The following is a 22,546-nucleotide window of genomic DNA, read 5'->3' as shown; positions in this document are numbered from 1 at the left end:
GGGCGCGCGCCTTTTCTCTTGCCTGTCCGCCAGCGGGGCGGGAACTTATTCCATGAACCAGCCGTGGCTGGCGATCAGCGACTGGCCGGTCAGTGCATTGGTCGGGAAGCTGGCGAAGAACAGCGCCACTTCGGCAATGTCCGCGACCGTTGTGAATTCGCTGTCCACCGTGCCGCCCAGCATTACCCGGCTGATCACTTCGGCTTCCGGGATGTTCAGTTCTTTCGCCTGTTCGGGAATCTGCTTGTCCACCAGCGGGGTGCGCACGAAGCCGGGACAGATCACGTTGGTGCGCACGCCCTTCTTGCCGCCTTCCTTGGCGATCACGCGTGACAGGCCGAGCAATCCGTGCTTGGCGGTGACGTAGGCGCTCTTGAGCGGGCTGGCTTCCTTGGAATGGACCGAGCCCATGAAAATCACTGATCCCGATCCCGCCGCATACATGTGCGGCAGCACCGCCTTCGAGGTGAGGAACGCGCCGTCGAGATGGATCGCCAGCATCTTCTTCCAGTCGGAATAGCTGTAGTTTTCTACGGGGTTGACGATCTGGATGCCCGCATTGGAAACCAGCACGTCGATCCGGCCCCAGGCTTCCACCACGGCGGCGACCCCGGCATTCACCTGTTCCTCGCTGGTCACGTCCATGGCTACGGCCATGGCGGTGCCGCCCGAGGTGGTGATATCGTCAGCGGCCTTTTGCGCGGCATCCAGATTGAGATCGGCGATGACGACTGTGGCGCCTTCACGCGCGTAGATATCGGCGATGGTCTTGCCGATACCGCTGGCAGCCCCGGTTACGATGCAGACCTTGTCCTTGAGCTTCATGCGATTTCTCCCGTGGAATCAGAGGATGCAAGCGGGCGACGCAGCCGGTCGTTCGGCCGGTCGCCGGAAAGATCGAAGGTGACGATCTCGTCCGGGCTGACGTCGCGGTTTATCCAGTTGGGATGAGCCAGCGAATGGCTGGCGTCATGGTGGCCGCAGTGCCAGTGTTCATCGATGGTCATACGAGAGAACTCGTAGTCCTTTGAGTTCGTCTCATAGCCGTGCGCGCGGTTGATCAGGTGCATCACTGCCACCGCGCCCGCCGGGCGGCAATCGAGCAGGCGGGCCAGATCGGGATCGTCCTGAAACTCTTCGGGCAGGCGGCGGGCGAGGCGCTTGGCAGCGGCGCGAAGCTTCTGAAGGGCCTTGGAAGTATCGGTGTTGAGTCGGGTCCGGCTGGAGAAGCGGATGTCCTTTTCACGCTGGGCGATATCGGCCATCGTCGTCGGCACGATTCCGCGCGATGAGAACAGGTCCACCTGATAGACGTTCATTTCCCGCAGCGACCGGTTGTCGAGCACGTATTGCAGCGGGGTGTTGGAAACCAGGCCACCATCCCAGTACCATTCGCCGTCGATCTCCACCGGCGGGAAGCCGGGCGGCAGCGCTCCGCTGGCCATGATGTGTTCGGGGCCGATGGTGCGCTCGGTGTTGTCGAAGTAGGCGAAATTGCCCTTGAGCATGTTCACCGCGCCCACGCTGAAACGCATTTCGGCGTGGTTGAGCCGGTCGAAATCGACAAGATCCAGCAGCGTGCTGCGCAGAGGGGTGGTGTCGTAGTAGCTCAGCTGGGAAAGGTGGTTGGGCCATTCCGGCATGGGCATCGGCCAGCGTGGCGTAAAAAAGCCTGGAAGGCCAAGCGTTGCGGCATATTGCGCGGACGCCTCGTTGAAGGCGCGGCGGGCGAAGCCGATCGGCTCGTCCAGACGGTACTGCAATTCGCGCGATATGCCGTGCCAGAATGCCTTGAGCGCGGGAATGCGATCTTCGGGCGCGTTGCCCGCGATCAGTGCGGCGTTAACTGCGCCGATGGATATGCCCGCGACCCAGTCAGGCGCGATATCGCGCTGGGCCAAAGCTTCATAGACGCCGGCCTGATAAGCGCCAAGCGCTCCACCGCCTTGCAGCACGAGTACGGATTGGGGATCGGGATCAGGTGCATTCACGGCGCTTTCCTGTGTGAGAGGGGCCTGTTGCATTGCAGCATCTGGTCAACATGTGGGGGAAAGCGAGGTTCCTTTCAATGATGCTTTCCCGCCCCATCCGTAATCCGGCAGGTTGGTGCCTTACGCCTCCACTTCCTCAAGGCTGGGCTCGCTGGCGGCTTCCAGCAGGCGGCGTTCGATGGCCTTGATGCGCGGGACGGCGGTGATCTTCTCGCCCAGCAGGTCGGTAACGTAGAAGGTATCCGCCGCGCGTTCTCCATAAGTGGCGATGTGGGCGGAGTGGACCATCAGCTTCGATTCGAACAGGGCATGGGCCAGCCGGTTGAGCAGGGCCGGCCGGTCGCGCGCGTTGATCTCCACCACGGTGAAGCGGTTGGACGCCTTGTTGTCGAACAGGACGCGCGGGCGTACCTCGAAGGCGTCGGCACGGGGCCGTGCGTCGGGCTTGGCGACCAGCTGGGGCAGGATCTTGATGCGGTTGGCCAGCGCGTTCTCGATGGTCAGCTCAAGGCGGCGCAGCTGGGCATATTCCATGAACGGGCGGCCCAGCGGGTCCTGCACCAGAAAGTTGTCGACCGCGCGGCCCGATCGCGTCGTGTGGATGCGCGCGTCGATGATGTTGCCGCCCGCCAGATGGATGCCGCCGGCGATGCGGTAGAACAGGCCGGGGTGGTCGGATGCGATCACCGTCACCAGCGTGGCGCCGCGCGCGGGGTAGTATTCGGTGGAGATCGAAAGCGGTTCGTCCTCCGAAGCGTCGAACTGGACGAGGTTGCGGGCGATCACGTCCTCGGGCTCGGCGATCCAGTAGGCGTCGCCGAACTTGCTGCCGACCTTCTCGATCAGCGCCGCGTATTCCGGCCCGGTGGCCTCGACCGCGGCCTTCTTCGCCTCGACCCGCTTGGGGCGGCCGAACTCGGCATGGCCAAGGCGCAGGCGTTCCTCGGCCGCGCCGTAGAGCGTGGCGATCAGCTGGCGCTTCCACGAATTCCACGTACCCGGCCCGACCGCACGGATATCGACGATGGTGAGCACCGTCAGCTGGCGCAGGCGATCGACCGACTGCACCACCTCCACGAAGTCGGCGATGGTCTTGCCGTCCGACAAGTCGCGCTTCATCGCGGTGGCGGAAAGCAGCAGGTGATGGCGCACCAGCCAGGACACCAGCTCGGTCTCTTCCTCGTCCAGCCCGAAGCGCGGGCACAGCTTCAGCGCGATCTCGGCGCCGAGGATGGAGTGGTCGCCCTTGCGGCCCTTGGCGATATCGTGAAGCAGCACCGAGACGTAAAGCGCGCGGCGCGAACGGACCTTGTGGATCACCTCATGCGCCAGAGGATGATCGTCCTTCAGTTCGCCCTTCTCGATCCGCGAGACGAGGCCGATGGCGCGGATGGTATGCTCGTCCACCGTGTAGTGGTGGTACATGTCGAACTGCATCTGCGCGTTGACGCGGCCGAATTCGGTGACGAAGCGGCCGAACACGCCCGCCTCGTTGAAGCTGCGCAGCGCCACTTCCGGGTTCCGGCGGCTGGTGAGCAGTTCCATGAACAGGTCGTTGGCGCGCTTGTCATTGCGCACGTCGTCCTTGATCAGCGCGGCGTCGCGCGAAATCAGGCGCAGGGTTTCCGGGTGGATTTCCAGCCCCTCGCGCTCGGCCAGCACGAAGATCTCGATCATGCGGACCGGATCGGCCGCAAACCAGTCGTCGGACGGCGCGCGCAGGCGGCCGCCGAACACCTTGTAGCCCTTGAGCACCCGTTCGCGCGCGCGGAAACCGGCCAGCAGCCCGCGCGGCTGGCGCTTGGCGAACTGTTCGTCCAGCTGCGCCAGGAACACGCCGGTCAGGCTGCCCACGACCTTGGCCTGCAGGAAGAACATCTGCATGAACCGTTCCACCGCGCTTTTGCCGGGGCGGTCGGAGAAGTTCATGCGTGCCGCGACCTCGCGCTGGAGGTCGAAAGTCAGGCGGTCCTCGGCGCGGCGGGTAATGGTGTGCAGGTGGCAGCGCACCGCCCAGAAGAAGTTCTCGGCACGGCGGAAGCTGCGGTATTCCTTGGCGGTCAGCAGCCCGACATCGACCAGTTCGGCGGGGGAGCGGACCTTGTGAATATACTTGCCGATCCAGTAGAGCGTGTGGAGATCGCGCAGGGAACCCTTGCCCTCCTTGACGTTGGGCTCGACGACATAGCGGCTGTCGCCCATGCGCTTGTGCCGTTCCTCGCGCTCGGCCAGCTTCTCGACCACGAACTGGCGCTCGGTGCCGGACACGACATCCTTGAAGAAGCGGGCGCGCGCTTCCTCGTACAGATCCTGATCGCCCCAGACATAGCGGCCTTCGAGCATCGCGGTGCGGATCGTCAGGTCGGATTTCGACATGCGCACCATGTCGTCGAGCGAGCGGCTGGAATGGCCGATTTTCAGCGACAGATCCCACATGAAGTAGAGCATCGCCTCGATCACCTGTTCGCACCAGGGCGTCTGCTTGATCGGGGTGAGGAAAGCGATGTCGACGTCGGAATGGGGCGCCATCTCGCCCCGGCCGTAGCCGCCGACCGCCATGATCGTCAGCCGCTCTCCCTTGGAGCGGTTGCCCGCCGGGTAGACATTGGTGACGACATGGTCGTGGATCACGCGGATCAGCTGGTCGGTCAGGAACGCCTGGGCTTCCGCCACTTCATGACCGGCAGAAGGCTTGGCATCAAGGCGGCGGGCGATTTCCTCGCGTCCTTCGGCCAGCGCGCTGCGCAGCGTCTCCACGATATAGCGCCGCCCTTTGGCCGCCCCATAGGCTTCCACCAGCTTCTCGATCGTCTGCACGAGTTCGCGCCGGTCGATCACGGAACGCGGGGAAGGGATTCGGATCACACTCATGGCGGGATGATCTAGTCACTGGCGATGAATAGGAAAAGCATTCGTGGCGGGCACCCTGGCACCCAAAAGTGAAAACTCGGCTACCATCGCGCACCGGCCTATGCCAGAAGGCCGCCCATCGAGGCCGACAAGGCCCATTTCCATAAACTTCGTCCAGGTCGAAACACGAGGTCCGCCACTTGTCCCTGACACTGCTTGCCGCCGCCGCTCAGGCGCCAGAGCCCATCTACTGGGTCAACCTTGGCCTCAAGAACTACCTGTTCCGCATCGGCAGCTTCGAACTGCGCTGGTACTCGCTGGCCTATCTTGCAGGCATCGTGCTGGGGTACTGGCACCTCAGCCGCATGATCCGAGAACCCGGCGCACCGATGGCGCAGCGCCATGCCGACGATCTGTTCTTCTACTGCACGGTGGGCATCATCCTTGGCGGACGCCTTGGCTATGCCACGTTCTATACCGGCGGCAGTTCCGATATTCCCAGCCTGTGGCTGCATCCGGCCGAACTGGTGAAGCTGTGGCATGGCGGCATGAGTTTCCACGGCGGCCTCATCGGCGTGATGCTGGCGATGGCCTGGGTTTCCTGGCGCAACCAGCTGAGCCTGATCCGGGTGGCGGACTTCATATCCGTCTGCGTGCCTTTCGGCATGCTGTTCGGCCGTCTGGCCAACTTCGTCAACGGCGAGCTGTGGGGCCGCGTGGTCTCCGGGCCGCTGCCCTGGGCGATGGTATTCCCTGACGCCGGGCCGTTGCCGCGCCACCCCAGCCAGCTTTACGAAGCCGGGCTTGAGGGACTGTTGATGATCGTCATCATGGTGCCGCTGTTCTGGAAAACCCGCGCCCGTTTCCGGCCCGGCCTGCTGGTTGGTGTGTTCACCACCGGCATCGCCTCGGCCCGCTTCATCGTCGAGTTCTTCCGCGAGCCTGACGCCCAGTTGCAGCGCTTCGCGCAGGTTACCGGCCTGTCGATGGGCCAGTGGCTGACGATCCCGCTGATCCTGCTTGGCCTGTTCCTGATCAGTCGCGCACTGACCCGGCCCGAACTGTCGACCCGGCGCCCGATCGAGATCACCTGATGGCCGAAGAAACGGCGGGTCAGGAATCTCTGGCAGCCGTCTTCCGGCGGCTGATCGCCAACTACGGGCCGATCTCGCTCCAGCAGTACATGGGGGAATCGAACGCCCGCTATTACTCCGGCAAGGATCCGCTTGGCGGAGCGGGCGATTTCGTCACCGCACCCGAGATCAGCCAGATGTTCGGCGAACTGATCGGCCTGTGGCTGACCGATATCTGGATGCGCGCGGGCGCACCCGCGATGGTCCACTATGTCGAGCTTGGCCCCGGTCGCGGTACGCTGGCGCGCGATGCGCTGCGGGTCATGCGCCGTCAGGGGCTCAATCCGCAGGTCCATCTGGTCGAGGGTTCCGAGGCCCTGCGTGCCGAGCAGCGCAAGGTGGTGCCCGAGGCGCAGTGGCACGACGACATGGACAGCCTGCCCACAGACGGCGTGCTGCTGCTGGTCGGCAACGAGTTCCTCGACGCGCTGCCGGTGCGTCAGATGGTCAAGACTGCGGCGGGCTGGCGCGAACGTATGGTCGGCCTTGAAGGTCACCGTTTCGTGCCGGTCGCAGGCGATCGCCCGATGGATGCCGCCGTGCCCGAAGCATGGCTCGACGCGCCCGAGCAGACCCTGATCGAGACATGCCCCGGCGCCGCCGCCGTGGTGGATGAGATCGCTCGTCGCCTTGAAAGCCAGGGCGGCGCTGCCCTGCTGATCGACTATGGCTATGCGCAAAAGCGCACCGGTTCGACGCTTCAGGCCATTCGCGCGCACACCAAGGTCGATCCCTTCGCGCATCCCGGTGAGGCGGACCTTACCTGCCTGGTCGATTTCGCGACGATGGCCGAAGTGGCCGTTGCGGGTGGGGCGCGCCACCTGGGCACGGCGCCGCAAGGCGCGTTCCTGCGCGCGCTCGGCATCGAAACGCGCGCGGCGCAATTATGTAGCGTTGCGCCGCAGCAATCTTCTGCCATAAACTCCGACAAGGATCGACTGATCGACGAGGGGCAGATGGGGCAATTGTTCAAGGTCATGGGGCTGGCTGCACAAGGCTGGCCCGACGGTGCCGGTTTCGGCGCAGGCGTGTGATGGCCGGCGCAGCAAGGTCCATCGCACCTGATCGGCTGGAAAAGCTGCTCGGGGCACTGGCGCTCGTCATGCTGGGTTTCGTCGCGGTCGCGGTGCTCAAGGGCATGGCGGAATGGGCCAACATTCCCGGCGTCATCTGGCTGCACCTGCTTACCATCGTCGTTGCGCTGGCGCTGACGCCGGTCCTGCTGTGGAAGCGGCGGGGCACGCCCGGCCATCGTGCGCTTGGTTATGCCTGGGCAGCGGCGATGTTCCTCACTGCCGTCGACAGCCTTTTCGTGACGACGAAGCCCGGCCATTTCAGCCTGATCCATATCCTTTCGGTCTTCACCATCATCATGGTGCCGGTACTGGTGCTCGCCGCCCGCAGCGGCAACGTGGCGCGGCATCGCCGCACGGTGCGCGGGCTGATCATCGGCGCGCTGCTGATCGCGGGCTTCTTCACTTTCCCGTTCAACCGGCTGCTGGGGCACTGGCTGTTCAGCTGAAGGCGTCTGTCGATGGGCCATGGCCGCTCGTCGATTGCAAACCTTCTGTGCATCGATAGTCTGGCATCGCCACTCGGCTGCGCGCCTTTCAAGGTGCGCATCAACAGGGACACATCCGGGAGCACCATCGCCATGAGATTCGGCACCGTTCGTCGCGCCGTTCTGCTTGCCGCCGCATCGTTCGCCACGGCATCCGCCGTTCTGGCCGCACCGCCAGGGATGGCGGCCCCCAAGGTGGCGGCTGCTGCTGCCCCTGCGGCGGCGCAAGTGCCGGTGGAATATCACAAGCTGGCCAATGGCCTGAAAGTGGTGATCTCTCCCGACCATTCGGTGCCCACCGCCACCGTCGGCGTCTATTACGGCATCGGTTTCCGCATCGAGCCCAGGGACCGCACCGGCTTTGCGCACCTGTTCGAGCACATGATGTTCCAGGGCTCGAAGAATCTCGGGAAGGCGGAGTTCATCGGTCTCGTCAACGCCAACGGCGGGGTGCTCAACGGATCGACCCGGTTCGACTTCACGAACTACTACGAAGCGATCCCCAGCAACACGACCGAGACCTTCCTGTGGGCCGAAGCGGACCGCATGAAGGGGCTGGATATCACGCAGGATAATCTGACCAACCAGCAGGGCGTCGTGAAGAACGAGGTCAAGGTCAACGTCCTCAACCAGCCCTATGGCGGCTTTCCGTGGCTCGACCTGCCGCAGCTGGCGAATACCAACTGGTACAACGCGCATAACTTCTACGGCGATCTCAAGGAGATCGACGCGGCCACGTTGACCGACGTGCAGGCGTTCTTCAAGGATTACTACGCCCCCAACAACGCCGTGCTGGTGGTCGCCGGAGACGTTGACCCCAAACAGGTCATGGCATGGACCCAGAAGTATTTCGGCTCGATCCCGGCCTCGGCAAGCCTGAAATTCCCCGACATTTCCGAACCGCGCCAGACGGCGGAAAAGCGCTCGGAAAAAGTGGATGCGCTGGCGCCGCAGCCGGCGCTGGCATGGGCCTATCACGTCCCGCCCCGCAACACGCCCGAATGGGCGGCGATGCGGCTGATCGACCTTATGCTCATCCAGGGCGCGGACAGCCGGCTGACGCGTGTGCTCGTCAACCAGAAGGGCTATTCGGGCGATGTCTCGGGCGGGATCAACTGGCCGCTGGGCAGCGCCTATGATTACAACGGGCCGATGCTGTGGTCGGCGTTCCTGATCCATGGGCCGGAAGTGACCGACGATGCCATCCTTGCCGATATCGACGCGGTGGTTAAGGATCTGACCGACAACCTCGTCACCCCGGCGGAACTTGCCCGCGCCAAGACCAAGGCGCGTTCGGAGATCTACGATACCATGGGCGACGGCTATCGCTTCGGGCTGGTCAACCTGCTCGCCAGCTTTGCATTGTTCGATGACGATCCCGGCCGGATCAACCGGATGGAGGCGGAGATCGAGAAAGTCACTCCCGAACTCATCCGCAAGACCGCGCGCGAATATCTGCGTTCCACCAACCGTACCGTGATCAGCCTGAAGCCCGGCGCCGCCAGCACCACGACTGCTGCCGCTACGGCTCCGGCGGCAGCGAAGTAAGGGAGGACACAGCGATGACCATGATCCGCAATCTTCTCCTCTGCGCCGGCGCACTGGTGCTGACCGCCGCTCCAGCGATTGCCAGGGAAGCGGCGCCGCTACCGGCAGCTCCCAAACCTTTCGCGCTGCCGCCGCTGACCGAATTCACGCTGGCCAATGGCATGAAGGTCACGATGGCGCAGCACGGCAATGTGCCCAAGGTGACGATCGTCGCCAGCGTGCGCACCGGCAACATCGATGACGGGCAGAACGTCTGGCTGGCTGACCTTACCGGCGCGTTGATGAAAAAGGGCGCAGGCGGGCGCGACGCTTCGCAACTGGCCGAGGCTGCAGCCGGGATGGGCGGTGCGCTGGCGTTGTCGACCGGGCTGGATTCCAGTTCGGCCACGATCGACGTGCTGAGCGAATCGACGCCTGCCGCCGTCGCCCTCGTCGCCGACCTGCTCCAGCGCCCGGATCTCAAAGCGGAAGAACTGGAAAAGGTGCGCGCCGACATGCTGCGCAACCTGATGGTGGCCAAGTCCACTCCCGGCTCGATCGCGTCCGATGCGTTCGCGGCGGCGCTCTATCCCGAACACCCCTATGGCCGCACGTTCCCGACACCGCAGCAGCTGCAAGGCTATACGCTGGAGCAGATCAGGGCGTTTCATGCGGCAAACTTCGGCGCGGCGCGCACGCACCTTTACATCGTCGGCCGCTTCGACCCGGCGGCGGTGCGCGCGGCGGTGGAGAGGGCGTTCGGCGGCTGGGCGGCAGGCGCTGCGCCCACCGCTCTGCCCGTGCCTGCCGAGCCTGCGGCCAGGGTCGTGCTGATCGACCGACCCGGCGCGCCGCAGTCGACCGTGTGGATCGGCAAGCGCGTGGCAAGGCCCGGCTACGACATGGATTTCCGCGCCGCCAACACGCTGCTGGGCGGGTACTTCTCCTCGCGCATCACTCGCAATATCCGGGAGGACAAGGGCTATACCTATTCGCCTGGCGCCTCGCTGTCGCAGCGGGTGCAGGGGGCGTTCTGGGTGGAGGACGCGGATATCACCGCCGAATCGACCGGGCCTGCGATCACCGAGATCTACAAGGAAATCCGGCGCATGCAGGACACCTTGCCGACCGACGCCGAAGTGCAGGGCATCCGCAACTACATGAACGGGACTTTCGTGCTGGGCCTGTCATCGCGCGATGGGCTGGCGGGATCGCTGGCGAACCTCGACGTGCAGGGGCTGGGGGTGGACTACCTAAACGGCTACGTCAGTCGGGCCGGTGCGATCAGGGCAGCGGATTTCCAGACCGCCACGAAGCGCGAACTGCCGGTGGACAAGCTGAGCGTGGTCATCGTGGGGCCGCTGGAAAGCGTGCGGCCGCAGCTTGAACAGGTGAGCGAGATCGCGGCGAAGCTGCCGAAGAAGTAACGCTCCAGCGTCGTGCGCGGCGCTTCGACAGGCTCAGGGCGAGCGGGGTTGGGTTGGAGCAACCTCGCGAACCCGCTCAGGCTGAGCTTGTCGAAGCCGCTGCGTCCAAACCTACCCACCCGCCTTTTCCGCCAGCAACGCGGGCGTCAACACCTGAGGCAGCGTTTCGGCGCGGCCATTGCGGCCGTACCAGACGTAGAGCGGCACCCCGGCCGCACCCTGCTCGGTGAGGTAGCGGGTGATCGCCGGATCGCGCCGGGTCCAGTCGCCGCGCAGCACCGCGACCCCGGCCTTTTCGAAGGCGTTGCGGGTATCTTCGCGCTCGATCGCGGCGGCTTCGTTGACCTTGCAGGTGAGGCACCAGTCGGCGGTCATCCACACGAACACCGGCTTGCCGCTGGCGCGGGCCTTTGCCAGTGCTTCGGGCGAGAAGGCTTGCGCCTTGATGATCGATGCTTCTTCCTGCGCATGCGGTTGGGGTTCCGGCATCGTCAGCACGCCGACGGCCAGCACCGCCACTGTGGCGAAAGCGGGCATGAGCGCGCGCTTTCCGGCACGCTGCGCACGCCCGACGAGGCCGAGCAGCGCCAGTACCAATGCCGCCAGCGCGCCGACATAGGCCAGCGAAGCCGATCCGCCGAGGCGCCAGATCAGCCAACCCAGCGCTAGCGCGGTCAGCCCCATCGGCACCGCCATGACCCGCCGGAAGGTCACCATCCACTTGCCCGGCCGGGGCAAACGGGCGCGCAGGGCTGGGACGAAAGCGACGGCAAGGAACGGCAGCGCGATGCCAAGGCCCAGCGTTGCGAACAGTGCCATCGCGGGCGCGACCGGCAGCAGCAGCGCCGCGCCCATCGCGCTTGCCATGAACGGGCCGGTGCAGGGCGTCGCCACGAATGCAGCCAGCAGGCCGGTCGCGAAGGCGCTTTGAGGTGACCCGGCCGAAGCGAAGCCGGGAACGGAAAATTCGAACAGTCCCAGTAGGTTGGCCGTGATCGCCACCGCCAGCGCGAAGAGCGCGACGACGACGGCCGGCTCCTGCAACTGGAAGGCCCAGCCGACCTGCTCGCCGCCGGCCCGCAGCGCCAGCAGCATCGCGCCAAGGCCAAGGCAAGCGATGATCACGCCCGCCGCATAGGCGAGGCCCTCGATCCGCGCATGGGCCTCGCTCTCTCCGGCGCGGGCGAGGCTGAGGGCTTTGAGCGAAAGGATCGGGAAGACGCAGGGCATGACGTTGAGCAGCAAGCCGCCCGCCAGCGCCGCCAGCAGCAGCCAGGGCAGGGCGGGGAGCTTCGGCGCCTCGCTGCCCGCCAGCATCGTGCCGCCGCTGGGCACCGGGCCGGGCTTTGCGGTCAGGGAGATGCCGTTGCCCGCGGCGTCGAGGCGCAGGACGGCGTCGATTCCCTCGGCATTCTGCGCGGCGAAGCGCGCGCGGGGGATCGTCACCAGCAGCATGTCACCCTTGCGCGCAAAGGCTTGCGGGGCGGCGTAGTCGATCAGCTTGTCCTGCCCGACGAAGAGGTGCGGGGCATCCAGCGGGACCGTCGCGGGCAGCGGGATGGCAAGGCGCAACGCCTTGTCGTTCAAGGAAAAAGCGGCTGGTGCATCAAGCGGCGCGGGCAGGCGCTGGGTCCATGTGTCGAAGCGCGGATCGTGTGCCGCGTCGGCGACGATCTCGGTCGCGAGTTCGGTGCGTTCGGGGACGCAGATCTGTTCGGTGCAGGCCAGCCACTGGGCTTTGAGACGCACGGGAATCCGCGCCTTTCCGGCAGGCACCGTGACCGGGACCAGCACCGCGTATTCGCTTTCGTAGACGTGGTTCATCAGCCCCTGAACCACCAGCGTCTGCGGCACCGGATAGCGCGGCTGGCCGGTCTTCACGCCCTCAGGCATGTCCCACGAAAGCTGCATGCCAAGGCCCGCATCGCCCGGATTGAGCCAGTATCCGTGCCATCCCGCCTCGGGTGTCATGCGGATGGCAAGGGTCGCTTTCCCATCCTTCACCGGCCCGGCGAGCAACTGAGCCGCGATATGGGTGGGCGCGGCGCGGGCGGGGACCGAACCGGCACCCAACAGCACCATAACGGCACCTAGCAGGACCATAAGATGACACAGAACTGTCACAGGCAGTCGGTAGCGGCGCTTTTGCATGGTGCTCCGTGGGTTAGGCGAGTCTTGCGCCCGGTCGACGATCGCGTCATCGCAGCATCTGCATCCAACGCTCGGACTTTTCAAGGAACCTCCCCCGATGCGCCTGCCGCTCTCCTCGCTCGTCGTTGCTCTCGCGCTCGGCACTTCCGCCCCCGTCTTCGCGCAGGAGGCGGCCCCGTCCTCGGCCCCGGCCCCGGCCCCGGCCCCGGCGGCAGAGGCCGCTCCCCGGACTCCGCCCAAGCTGATCGTCGCCATCTCGGTCGATCAGTATTCGTCGGACCTGTTCCAGCAATATCGCGAGCGTTATTCCAAGGGCCTCAACCGGCTGCTGACCGGCGCGGTGTTCCCTTCGGGCTTCCAGTCGCACGCGGCGACCGAGACGTGCCCCGGCCACTCCACCCTGCTGACCGGCGTTCACCCCAACCGTACCGGCATTCCGGCGAACAGCTGGTTCGAGCCGGGCATCGGGCGTGAGGACAAGGAGGTCTACTGTTCGGAGGACGAAACCAACCCTGCCAGCAATTCGCAGGATTCGGTGATCAGCCCGATGCACCTCAAGGTGCCGACGCTGGGTGATCTGCTGAAAGCGAAGAACCCCGCCACGCTCAACGTCGCGGTTTCCGCCAAGGATCGCGCGGTGGTGATGATGAGCGGGCATACCTCGGATGCGGCCTACTGGATCAAGGGCAAGGGCTTCGTCACGTATGACGACCGCAAGCTTTCCGCCGCTGCCGTGGCGCAGAATGCCGCGATCACCAAGGCGGTGGAGGCCGGCGACGGCGATCTGCCCGCGCCAGGCTGGTGCGCGCCTTACGACCATGCGGTCAACCTTGGCAGCTTCTCGATCGGTACCTTCCGCTTCCCGATCAAGCCGGGCGATTACAAGAGCTACCTCAACGGCCCGCGCGTCGATGACGTGACCACGGACATGGCGATCCGCCTGCTCGACGAGATGCCGCTGGGCAAGGATGACGTGCCCGACGTGCTTTCGGTCAGCTATTCGGCGAACGACAAGGTCGGTCATGCCTTCGGGACCGAGGGCGTGGAGATGTGCATCCAGCAGAACGTGCTGGATGCGACGATCGGCCGCCTGCTTGCCGCGCTTGACGCGCGCGGGATCGACTATGCGGTGGTGCTCAGCGCCGACCATGGCGGCATCGATGCGCCCGAGCGCCTGAAGCTGCAGGGCGTGCCCGAAGCCAGCCGCCTTGATCCGGCGCTGACCGACAAGGGCCTCTCCGCCTTGGTCTCCAAGGCGACTGGCATCGTCCCCAAGGACGGTCCGCTGCTCTACGGCGCGGGCGCTTCGGGTGACATCTGGCTGAACGCAGGGCTTACGGCGGCGCAGCGCAAGAAAGTGATCGCCACCCTCATGACGCAGCTCAAGGCCAATCCGCAGATCGCGGGCGCCTATACCGCCGACGAACTCGCGAAGGTGAAAGTCCCCGCCGGTCACCCGCAGGACTGGACCCTGATCGAGCGCGTTGCCGCATCGTTCGTGCCGGGCCGTTCGGGCGACGTGCTGATGATGACAAAGCGCGCGGTCGTTCCCGGCGTGGCCCCGCGTCCCGGCGGCGCTTCGACGCACGGCAGCCCGTGGGATTATGACCGCCGCGTACCGATGCTGTTCTGGCGCAAGGGCCTGACCACGATGGAGCAGCCCCAGCCGGTGGAAACCGTCGATATCGCACCCACCCTTGCCGCGCTGGTCGGTTTGAGCGAACCTGCAGGCACGTGGGACGGAAGGTGCCTCGACATCTACGCCGGGGAGGCCGATAGCTGCTCGCGATGAGCGACTCGAATATCGTTAGTGCAGCGCCGGAAAGGCGCGACCTGATCATCCTGGGCGGCGGCCTTGTCGGCATGACGCTGGCGCTTGCCGCTGCCCGCGCGGGGATCACCGCCCACGTGGTCGACCGGGCCGACCCGGCTGACCTCGTGGCCGAAGGTGCGGATGGCCGCGCCTCGGCGATCTCGACGGCAAGCTGGAACCTGTTCGCCAATATCGGGCTGGGGCCGCAACTGGCCGCGCTCGGCTGCCCGATCGATTCGATTGCGGTGACCGACGGGATGAAGCCGGGCCGCATCGATTTCACGCCCAAGGGCGATGAGGGCAGCCTTGGCCGCATGTACGCCAACCGTGACTTGCGCATCGCCCTGTTCGATGCCGCGCGCGATGAGCCGAACATCGCCTGGCACGTGCGCACCGAAGCCGTGCGCAAGGATCGCAGCGCCCACGGCGTCGAAGTGGAGCTGTCCGATGGGCGCGTGATCACCGGATCTCTGCTGGTGGCGGCGGAGGGGCGCCAGTCGCCCACCCGTGACGAAGCCGGCTTTGCGCTGGCGAAATGGGAATACCACCACCGCGCCTTCGTGACCGGGTTGTTCCACGAAAAGCCCCACGGCAACACTGCATGGGAAATCTTCTATCCGGCCGGCCCCTTCGCGCTGCTGCCGCTGCTGGATGACGATCAGGGGCGCCACCGCAGCGCGCTGGTGTGGACCGTGGCGGAAAAGGACGCGGCGGGCGTCATCGCCATGCCTGACGCGATGTTCGTCAACGAAGTGATGGAGCGGATGCATGGCGTGTTCGGCAGGATCGAACTGTCCGCCCCGCGCATGAGCTATCCCTTGCGCTTCCACCATGCGGGCCGCGTGGTGGACGACCGGCTCGCGGTGATCGGCGATGCCGCGCACGGGATGCACCCGATCGCCGGGCAGGGCCTGAACCTGGGCCTGCGCGATGTCGGCGCGCTGGTCGAAGTGCTGGTCGAAGGGATGCGCCTTGGGCTTGAGCCGGGCGATGCGCAACTGCTTGCCCGCTACGAAAAGTGGCGCAGTCTGGACAGCCTGATGGTCATGGCCGCCACGGACGGGCTGACCCGCCTGTTCGGCGTTCCCGGCCGCAGCGCCAGTGCGGTGCGGCGCCTTGGCATGGGCGTGGTTCAGCGCACCCCCATGCTCAAGCGCTTCTTCATGGACGAGGCGCGCGGCATGTCGGGCAAGCTGCCCGAGCTGCTGCAGGCGTAAGCGCCGGTCTGCAGGCCCGCCGCCGGCGGACCTGCAGAAGATTGTTCAGAAATCGACGCTCAGCGATGCGCTGAAGCGGCGGCCGTCGAGGATGTAGGCAAAGCCGTCTTCCGGCGTGACCTGCTTGTTGGTCAGGTTGTAGACGCCCAGGTTCAGGCGCAGGTCCTTCTTGGGCTTGATGACCAGCCCCAGGTTGTAGAACGTATAGGGCGGATAGCGGAAGTCGTTGGTCGCCGAACCGCTTGAGTTCGTGGTCCGGCCCGAAGTCTTGCCGCGATAGTTCAGCTGCCCCCAGACCTTCAGGTTGTCGGTCGCGTCCCAGTCCAGTGATGCGTTGAACATGTGTTCGGGGATGTCGTTGAGCGGCTTGCCCTTGTTGTTGCCCGAAGTCTGCTCCGTCTGCGAATAGGTGTAGCTGTGGCGATAGCGCAGGCCGTTCAGCACGCGCCAGTCGAAGGTCCACTCCACGCCCTTCAGTTCAGCCGTGTCGACATTGACATAGGTGGTGTAGCCGTACTGGTGCGCCGGATAGGTCACGCCGCCGTAGACGCATTCCACGTTCGCCTCGCAGATGCGCCCGGTGCGCAGCAGCTTGTCCTTGAAGTCGCTCTTGTAGGCGGTCAGGCTGGTGGAAATCCCGGCGCTGCGGCTGGAATAGCTGATGCCGGCTTCGTAATTGGTGGTCTTTTCCGGCTTCAGGTCGGGGTTGCCGATGATCACGCCGCCCCTCGACGTCGATCCGAAATCGGTCGCCGCCATGCGCAGGCTGGGCACCTTGTAGCCCGAAGTGATCCCGCCCTTGACCGTCAGGTTTTCGGTCACGGTATAGACCGCGTAAGCCTTGGGGCTGAAGCGGGTGCCGAAGGTTTCGCTATGGTCAAGACGCCCGCTCAGCAGCAGCGAGAGGTTGTCGATGATCTCCCAGTTGTCTTCAAGGAACGCTGCGTACTGCTTGCGATCCATCGTCACCACGTCGGTGGGCACCACAAGGCCGGGCAGGTTCAGGCCGTTGGTGGCGCCGTCCTGCAGCTTTTCGTGGAAGTAGTTGAGGCCGCCGACAATCTTGTGGCGCGATAGCGACAGCGCGGCCTGGGTATTGGCCACCAGCGTGTCGAAGCCGATGGAATTGCCCGTGGTGGCGTTCACGCGGGTCGGGTTGGATGAGGTGTCGTAAGTGACGTAGCTGTTCCACACGAGGTTGCCGTAATCGCCCTCATGCGTGATGAAGTAGTTGTCGCGCAGGGACTTGCTGAAGGTCGTTTCCTCGCCTTCGGCAATGCTCTTGCCGGGGTGCGCGGTGCGTTCCTGGATGGTGTGGCCGCCCCCTGCGGTGAAGGTGTTGGCATCGTCCAGACGGAAGCTCAGCTTGCCGCCGATGTTGCGGCGCTTGAATTCGGGGTCGGCCGCCGCGCTGTCGCTGCCGCCGACGAAGTCCGCCTCGTCCTGATAGCGAAGGCCGCCGGTGATCTGCAGCGAAAGGCGGTCCCTGATGATCGGCACGTTGAGCGCAAGGCTGGCATTGATGCCGTCCTTGGTCACGTCGTTGCCGGGGCCGGCCTTGATGTATTCGGTGGTGAAGCTGCCGCCGAAGTCGTTCATCACCTTCTTGGTGATGACGTTGATCACGCCGCCGATCGCGTCCGACCCATAGAGCGAGGACGCCGGGCCGCGGATGACTTCGATGCGTTCGATCGAATCAAGCGGCGGCAGGAAGTTGACGGGCGTACCTGCCTGCGCGCCGTTCAGGCCGAATGCCTGATTGTCCTGCATGCGCTTCCCGTCGACGAGGAACAGCGTGTAGTCCGAACTCATGCCGCGCATCATGATCGACTGCTCGACGCCGCCGCCCTGGATATGGACGCCGGGCACGTTCATCAGCACGTCGGTGATATCGGTATAGGAGCGCTGCTTGATCTCGTCGGCGGTGATCACCGAGATCGTCGCCGGGGCGTCCTTGACGTTCAGTTCATAGCCGGTGGCCGAAACGACGATATCGTCCGGGATCGGTTCGGATCGAGAATAGGAACTGCCCGCCTGAGCGTCCGCTGCCTCCGCAAGCGCCGCGGTGGGCAGGGCCGAGAACATGGCGAGCGACGTCGTCGCGAGAATACGCGTGCGAATAGTGATCACTGAAAACCCCCTTTTGATTCAATGCATCATGGCGCTTCCCGCGCGCCCGGTAACAGGCTTGAGTAAAGCGCCCCGCCCGCATCCCTCCCTGGAACGAACCTGCTTTGCATCGTAATTTCTGCTAATGCGAATTGTTCGCGGCCAATATGGGGGAGGTTGGGGGATGGCAATAATCAGGGATGGATAAGCGCTATTCGCTGGCGCATGCGGCCAGTATCGGGCGCATCAGTCCGAAAGAAAAAGGGGCGCCCGACCGATGTCGGGCGCCCCTTCCTGATTCCAGCACGCCGTCTGAACGGCGCGGTTTTTGTTAGACGTCGAGGTTGGCGACGTTGAGGGCGTTTTCCTGAATGAAGTCGCGGCGCGGTTCGACGATGTCGCCCATCAGGCGGGTGAAGATTTCGTCGGTCACGTCGGCGTCCTCTACCTTGACCTGCAGCAGCACGCGGTTTTCCGGGTCCAGCGTGGTTTCCCAAAGCTGTTCCGCGTTCATTTCGCCCAGACCCTTGTAGCGGGCGATCGACAGGCCCTTGCGCCCGGCGGCCAGCACCAGCGCGAGGAGCTGGCTGGGGCGGGTGATCACGTCGGCGCCGTGCAGCGGGCGAGCGGTGGCGGGGGCTTCTTCCTCACCCTCAGCCGCTTCGGTGGCTTCGGGTTCGACTTCGGCGGCGCTGGCGCGCACGAAGCGGGCGGTACCGGCGTAAACTTCGGCGTTCTCAGCGGCAAGGCGGGCCAGCTTGCGGGCCTCTGCGCTGGACAGGAAGCTGCCTTCGATCTTGTGGTGATCGGTGACGCCGCGCCACAGGCGCTCAACCTCGACGGTGCCGTCTTCGGAGAGGCGGGCAGACCAGCGCGCTTCGGTGTCGCCGCGATCGAGCCATGCGGCGGTGCGGGCAAGCGCGGCGCTGCGGGCTTCGGCCGACAGGTCGGGCTCGAAGGTGCCGGCCAGCGCCAGTGCCTCGACGATCATCGGATCGTAGCGGCGCGGCACGAAGGCCATCAGGTTGCGCATGCGGATCGCGTGTTCGACCAGACCTTCAAGGTCGGAACCGAGGCGTGCCCCGCCCGATGTTTCCAGCACGCGGCCATTCAGCCCGGCTTCGACAAGATAGCGATCGAGCGCCGCGTTGTCCTTGAGGTAGACCTCGCTGCGGCCCTTCGACACCTTGTAGAGCGGCGGCTGGGCGATGAAGAGATGCCCGGCGCGGATGATTTCGGGCATCTGGCGGTGGAAGAACGTCAGCAGCAGGGTGCGGATGTGCGCACCGTCGACGTCTGCGTCGGTCATGATGACGATCTTGTGGTAGCGCAGCTTCTCAAGATTGAAATCGTCGCGGATGCCGGTGCCCATCGCCTGGATCAGCGTGCCGACTTCCTTGGAAGAGATGATGCGGTCGAACCGCGCGCGCTCGACGTTGAGGATCTTGCCCTTGAGCGGCAGGATCGCTTGCGTCTTGCGATCGCGGCCCTGCTTGGCGGAGCCGCCTGCCGAGTCACCTTCGACCAGGAACAGTTCGCAGAGCGAGGGATCGCGCTCCTGGCAGTCGGCCAGCTTGCCGGGGAGCGAGGCGATGTCCATCGCGCCCTTGCGGCGGGTCAGTTCGCGGGCGCGCTTGGCGGCTTCGCGGGCGGCCGCAGCGTCGATGATCTTCTGGACGATCGACTTGGCGTGCGCGGGGTTCTCTTCCAGCCACTCCGTCATGCGGTCGGCCATCAGGCTTTCCAGCGGCTGGCGCACTTCGGAGGAGACCAGCTTGTCCTTGGTCTGCGACGAGAACTTGGGATCGGGCAGCTTGACCGAGACGATCGCGGTAAGCCCTTCGCGCATGTCGTCGCCGGTGAGCGAGACCTTTTCCTTCTTCAGCAGCCCGGACTTTTCCGAATAGCTGTTGAGCGTGCGGGTCAGCGCCGCGCGGAAGGCTGCAAGGTGGGTGCCGCCGTCACGCTGCGGGATGTTGTTGGTGAAGCACAGGACGTTTTCGTAATACGAATCGTTCCATTCCAGCGCCACATCGATGCCGATGCCGTCCCGCTCGGACGAGATCGCGATGGGCTCCGCCAGCAGTGCGGTCTTGTTGCGGTCAAGGTACTGCACGAAGGCCGCGATGCCGCCTTCGTAGAACAGGTCGTGCTCCTTGACCTCTTCGTGGCGCTTGTCACGCAGCTTGATGCGCACGCCCGAGTTGAGGAACGCCAGTTCGCGGTAGCGGTGCTCCAGCTTGTCGAAGTCGAATTCGGTGACGTTCTTGAACGTGTCGGTGGAGGCGAGGAAGGTCACGCGGGTGCCCTTCTTGAAGCCGTCTGCGTCCGGGTTCTGTTCGGCCTTGGGGGCAGGGCCCTTGACCACCAGCGGGCCAACGGCATCGCCGTGGGCGAACTTCATCCAGTGTTCCTTGCCTTCGCGCCAGATGGTCAGCTCCAGCCATTCCGACAGCGCGTTGACGACCGAGACGCCTACGCCGTGAAGGCCGCCCGAAACCTTGTAGGCGTTATCGTCCGAGGTGTTCTCGAACTTTCCGCCCGCGTGAAGCTGGGTCATGATGACTTCGGCCGCCGATACGCCTTCTTCGGGGTGGATGCCGGTCGGGATGCCGCGGCCGTTATCCTCCACCGAAACCGAGCCGTCCGGGTTCAGTTCGATCAGCACGAGGTCGCAGTGACCTGCCAGTGCTTCGTCGATGGCGTTGTCCGAAACCTCGAAGACCATGTGGTGCAGGCCCGAGCCGTCATCGGTATCGCCGATATACATGCCGGGGCGCTTGCGGACCGCGTCGAGGCCCTTCAGCACCTTGATCGAATCGGCGCCGTAGGAGTTCTGGTTCTTGTTTTCGGAAGTGCTGGACATGCCGAGCATATAGGGTTTGCGGCCCCTAAACCCAAGCGAAACCGGGCGCGCGGGCCATGTTTTCCACAAGGGTGCGACGGTCATCCGACGAGGCTGCGGCCAATGGATGGGCAGGGGATGCGGATCGATATGACGACCTTGTGACTTCGGCGCGCGCAATCGCGATGAAGCGGCGGGGCGCAAAGGTTTGCAGCGCAGTAAAGATGATCAGTATTAATACTCAAATAAGTATATCAACGTAGCTTCACCGCCGAATCAACGGGGTGAAGCACAGGTGACAACAGCCATTTCCAGGCGCGAACTCGTCTGGCCGAATCTGGCCAAGGCGGGGTGCATTCTGCTGGTGGTGCTCATGCACCTGGGTGAGCAGGTAGGGCAGATGCCCTGGGTCGCCAATTCCGAACTGGAGGCGGGCTGGCACGTCGTCAACGGTTTCATCCGGCCGGTACGCATGCCCCTGTTCTTCCTGGTGTCGGGGCTGCTCGCGTCGGATTCGATCATGCGGCCACGTGCCGATACGCAGCGCAACCGGCTGGTAAAGCCGCTTTACCTCTACTTCACATGGGGGCTGATCTATCAGTTCTTCTTGCCGATGGACGCGGCGGCATCGTGGACCGAACTGACCTACCACAACCATCTGGTGCCCGTCCTGCTGCTCGCGCGGATGTCGTGGTATCTGGTGGCGCTGGGCATCTATTACCTGCTGACGCGCATCACTCTGCCGCTGCCGGTCTGGGCAACGCTGCTGCTGTGCGCGGTGCTCTCGGTGCTGGGCACGGTGTTCGAAGGCCAGCTTGCCGCGCATGAGCCCAAGATGCTGCGTTGCGCGATCTTCTTCGTTGCGGGCGTGCGCATGAAGGATGAGATCCTGGCCTTCGTCGAACGGGCGAGCGCGTCGCGGGTGCTGCTGCTGGGGGCGGGCTATCTGGCGGGTGCGGCGCTGGCGCTGAAGTCCGACACGTTCCTGCTGCCGGTGGACGTGCTGGCGGTGGCGGCCGGCGCTATGCTTTGCGTGCTGGTCGCGCGGCGTGGCTCGGTGCTGATCCGGCCTGCGTCGTGGCTGGCGAAGCGGACCCTGCCGATCTACCTGCTGCATTTCCTGATGATGCCGGCGCTGGCGTTCCTGATCGAGCGCTGGGCTGCGCCGGTGCTGGGCAGCGTCTGGGCGGGGGCCATCTATCCGCTCGTCGCGGTGCCGGTGGTGGTGGTGGCGTGTCTTGCGGGCAATGTGTTGCTGGTGCGCACGCGTGCGGCAGGCTGGCTGATGGACCTGCCGACGTGGCAGCGGCCTGCGCCAAAGCCTTCGGCCACGGTTCAGGCAGGCATGGAAGGGCCGGTCAAACTGGCCGCCTGATCCACATACGAAAAAAGGCGGCCCAAGGGCCGCCCTTCTCGTGGGTAATTCAGGGTTACGCCCCCTGGGCCTGATGATCAGGCGAGGGTGAGCGCAAACGCCAGCGCGCTGGTGCCCAGCGCGGCAGCGAACCCGAACGTCCGGTGGACGAGGGTCATGATAAAGGCTCCTGCAAACATTCTTTTGGTTTCATCGCATGTGCGGAACGTTCCGGCGTTCCGCCCTGCTAGCCGCGTGAAGCGTTCCGGCGCCTCATGCTGCGATGCGGCAAATAGCGATGCTTAAAAATTGCGCAAATTCAAAAGCGTCAATTTATGTTGCATGAAACGCAATGAAACCCGTTTGTTTCGTGCAAGACGCTCAATCTGCAGTCGGAAACCGGCAGTTTTGCGTTGCCTCTTTGGTTTTTACGCTTTTCAATCGACGTCTCCGCCAATTGCGTGACGGTGCGATGTGAAAGCTGCTGCCTAAAAAATGGGCAGCAATCCACCCTGCGGTCAATGCTGCATTGCGAGCGTGAAAAGCAGGTCGTGGCAGTGCCAGCTCG

At 64.7% G+C, this 22,546-nt stretch carries 14 protein-coding genes; 8 read left to right on the top strand and 6 right to left on the bottom strand.

The window, feature by feature from the left end:
- Nucleotides 1-45: 45 nt before the first annotated feature.
- From A8V01_RS14940 to A8V01_RS14930, 3 genes are all read right to left on the bottom strand, one after another.
- Entirely contained in the window at nucleotides 46-825 is a 780-nt protein-coding gene (locus A8V01_RS14940; protein ID WP_103096630.1) for a 3-hydroxybutyrate dehydrogenase, read from the bottom strand.
- The gene (locus A8V01_RS14935) at nucleotides 822-1,991 is read right to left on the bottom strand and encodes a DUF3734 domain-containing protein (RefSeq protein ID WP_245892568.1); all 1,170 of its coding nucleotides are present in this window, start codon (nucleotides 1,989-1,991) and stop codon (nucleotides 822-824) included. Before A8V01_RS14935 ends, A8V01_RS14940 begins: the two co-directional genes overlap by 4 nt.
- A 120-nt stretch (nucleotides 1,992-2,111) precedes the next feature.
- The gene (locus A8V01_RS14930; RefSeq protein WP_103096628.1) at nucleotides 2,112-4,862 is read right to left on the bottom strand and encodes a [protein-PII] uridylyltransferase; all 2,751 of its coding nucleotides are present in this window, start codon (nucleotides 4,860-4,862) and stop codon (nucleotides 2,112-2,114) included.
- A 179-nt stretch (nucleotides 4,863-5,041) separates the two neighbouring features.
- Here A8V01_RS14930 and lgt point away from each other — a divergent pair, with 179 nt between their 5' ends.
- The 5 genes from lgt (at nucleotide 5,042) to A8V01_RS14905 (ending at nucleotide 10,489) form a co-directional block, all read left to right on the top strand.
- On the top strand, nucleotides 5,042-5,935 hold the full coding sequence (gene lgt, locus A8V01_RS14925) for a prolipoprotein diacylglyceryl transferase (RefSeq protein ID WP_103096627.1): 894 nt from the start codon (nucleotides 5,042-5,044) through the stop codon (nucleotides 5,933-5,935).
- Nucleotides 5,935-7,008 carry a class I SAM-dependent methyltransferase gene (locus tag A8V01_RS14920; protein ID WP_103096626.1) on the top strand — a complete coding sequence of 358 codons (1,074 nt, stop codon included), beginning with the start codon at nucleotides 5,935-5,937 and terminating at the stop codon, nucleotides 7,006-7,008. The genes lgt and A8V01_RS14920 overlap by 1 nt, the downstream gene beginning before the upstream one ends.
- Complete coding sequence (locus tag A8V01_RS14915) at nucleotides 7,008-7,496, top strand: DUF2306 domain-containing protein (protein WP_103096625.1); 489 nt, start codon at nucleotides 7,008-7,010, stop codon at nucleotides 7,494-7,496. The genes A8V01_RS14920 and A8V01_RS14915 overlap by 1 nt, the downstream gene beginning before the upstream one ends.
- Before the next feature lie 132 nt (nucleotides 7,497-7,628).
- On the top strand, nucleotides 7,629-9,083 hold the full coding sequence (locus A8V01_RS14910; protein ID WP_103096758.1) for a M16 family metallopeptidase: 1,455 nt from the start codon (nucleotides 7,629-7,631) through the stop codon (nucleotides 9,081-9,083).
- Between the two features lie 14 nt (nucleotides 9,084-9,097).
- Nucleotides 9,098-10,489, top strand: a complete 1,392-nt coding sequence (locus A8V01_RS14905; RefSeq protein WP_245892566.1) for a M16 family metallopeptidase — start codon at nucleotides 9,098-9,100, stop codon at nucleotides 10,487-10,489.
- Nucleotides 10,490-10,600: 111 nt separating this feature from the next.
- Here the strand turns inward: A8V01_RS14905 and A8V01_RS14900 are convergent, their stop codons facing one another.
- Nucleotides 10,601-12,640, bottom strand: coding sequence for a protein-disulfide reductase DsbD family protein (locus A8V01_RS14900; RefSeq protein ID WP_103096624.1), 2,040 nt, complete (start codon nucleotides 12,638-12,640; stop codon nucleotides 10,601-10,603).
- Between the two features lie 97 nt (nucleotides 12,641-12,737).
- Here A8V01_RS14900 and A8V01_RS14895 point away from each other — a divergent pair, with 97 nt between their 5' ends.
- Both A8V01_RS14895 and A8V01_RS14890 read left to right on the top strand, forming a co-directional pair.
- On the top strand, nucleotides 12,738-14,432 hold the full coding sequence (locus A8V01_RS14895) for an alkaline phosphatase family protein (protein WP_103096623.1): 1,695 nt from the start codon (nucleotides 12,738-12,740) through the stop codon (nucleotides 14,430-14,432).
- Nucleotides 14,429-15,670, top strand: coding sequence for a UbiH/UbiF/VisC/COQ6 family ubiquinone biosynthesis hydroxylase (locus A8V01_RS14890; RefSeq protein ID WP_103096622.1), 1,242 nt, complete (start codon nucleotides 14,429-14,431; stop codon nucleotides 15,668-15,670). Before A8V01_RS14895 ends, A8V01_RS14890 begins: the two co-directional genes overlap by 4 nt.
- A gap of 45 nt (nucleotides 15,671-15,715) precedes the next feature.
- Here the strand turns inward: A8V01_RS14890 and A8V01_RS14885 are convergent, their stop codons facing one another.
- Nucleotides 15,716-17,800: a TonB-dependent receptor domain-containing protein gene (locus A8V01_RS14885; protein WP_103096621.1), complete on the bottom strand. Its 2,085-nt coding sequence runs from the start codon at nucleotides 17,798-17,800 to the stop codon at nucleotides 15,716-15,718.
- 310 nt (nucleotides 17,801-18,110) lie between these two features.
- The gene (gene gyrB / locus A8V01_RS14880) at nucleotides 18,111-20,645 is read right to left on the bottom strand and encodes a DNA topoisomerase (ATP-hydrolyzing) subunit B (RefSeq protein ID WP_103096756.1); all 2,535 of its coding nucleotides are present in this window, start codon (nucleotides 20,643-20,645) and stop codon (nucleotides 18,111-18,113) included.
- 274 nt (nucleotides 20,646-20,919) lie between these two features.
- Between gyrB and A8V01_RS14875 the strand changes: the two genes are divergently transcribed.
- Nucleotides 20,920-21,999 (top strand): acyltransferase family protein, encoded by a 1,080-nt coding sequence (locus A8V01_RS14875; protein WP_170065940.1) that lies wholly within the window; start codon nucleotides 20,920-20,922, stop codon nucleotides 21,997-21,999.
- Nucleotides 22,000-22,546: the final 547 nt, after the last annotated feature.

The organism is Novosphingobium guangzhouense (assembly GCF_002896965.1).
Lineage (GTDB): Bacteria > Pseudomonadota > Alphaproteobacteria > Sphingomonadales > Sphingomonadaceae > Novosphingobium > Novosphingobium guangzhouense.
This window is presented reverse-complemented; position numbering and strand designations above follow the sequence as displayed.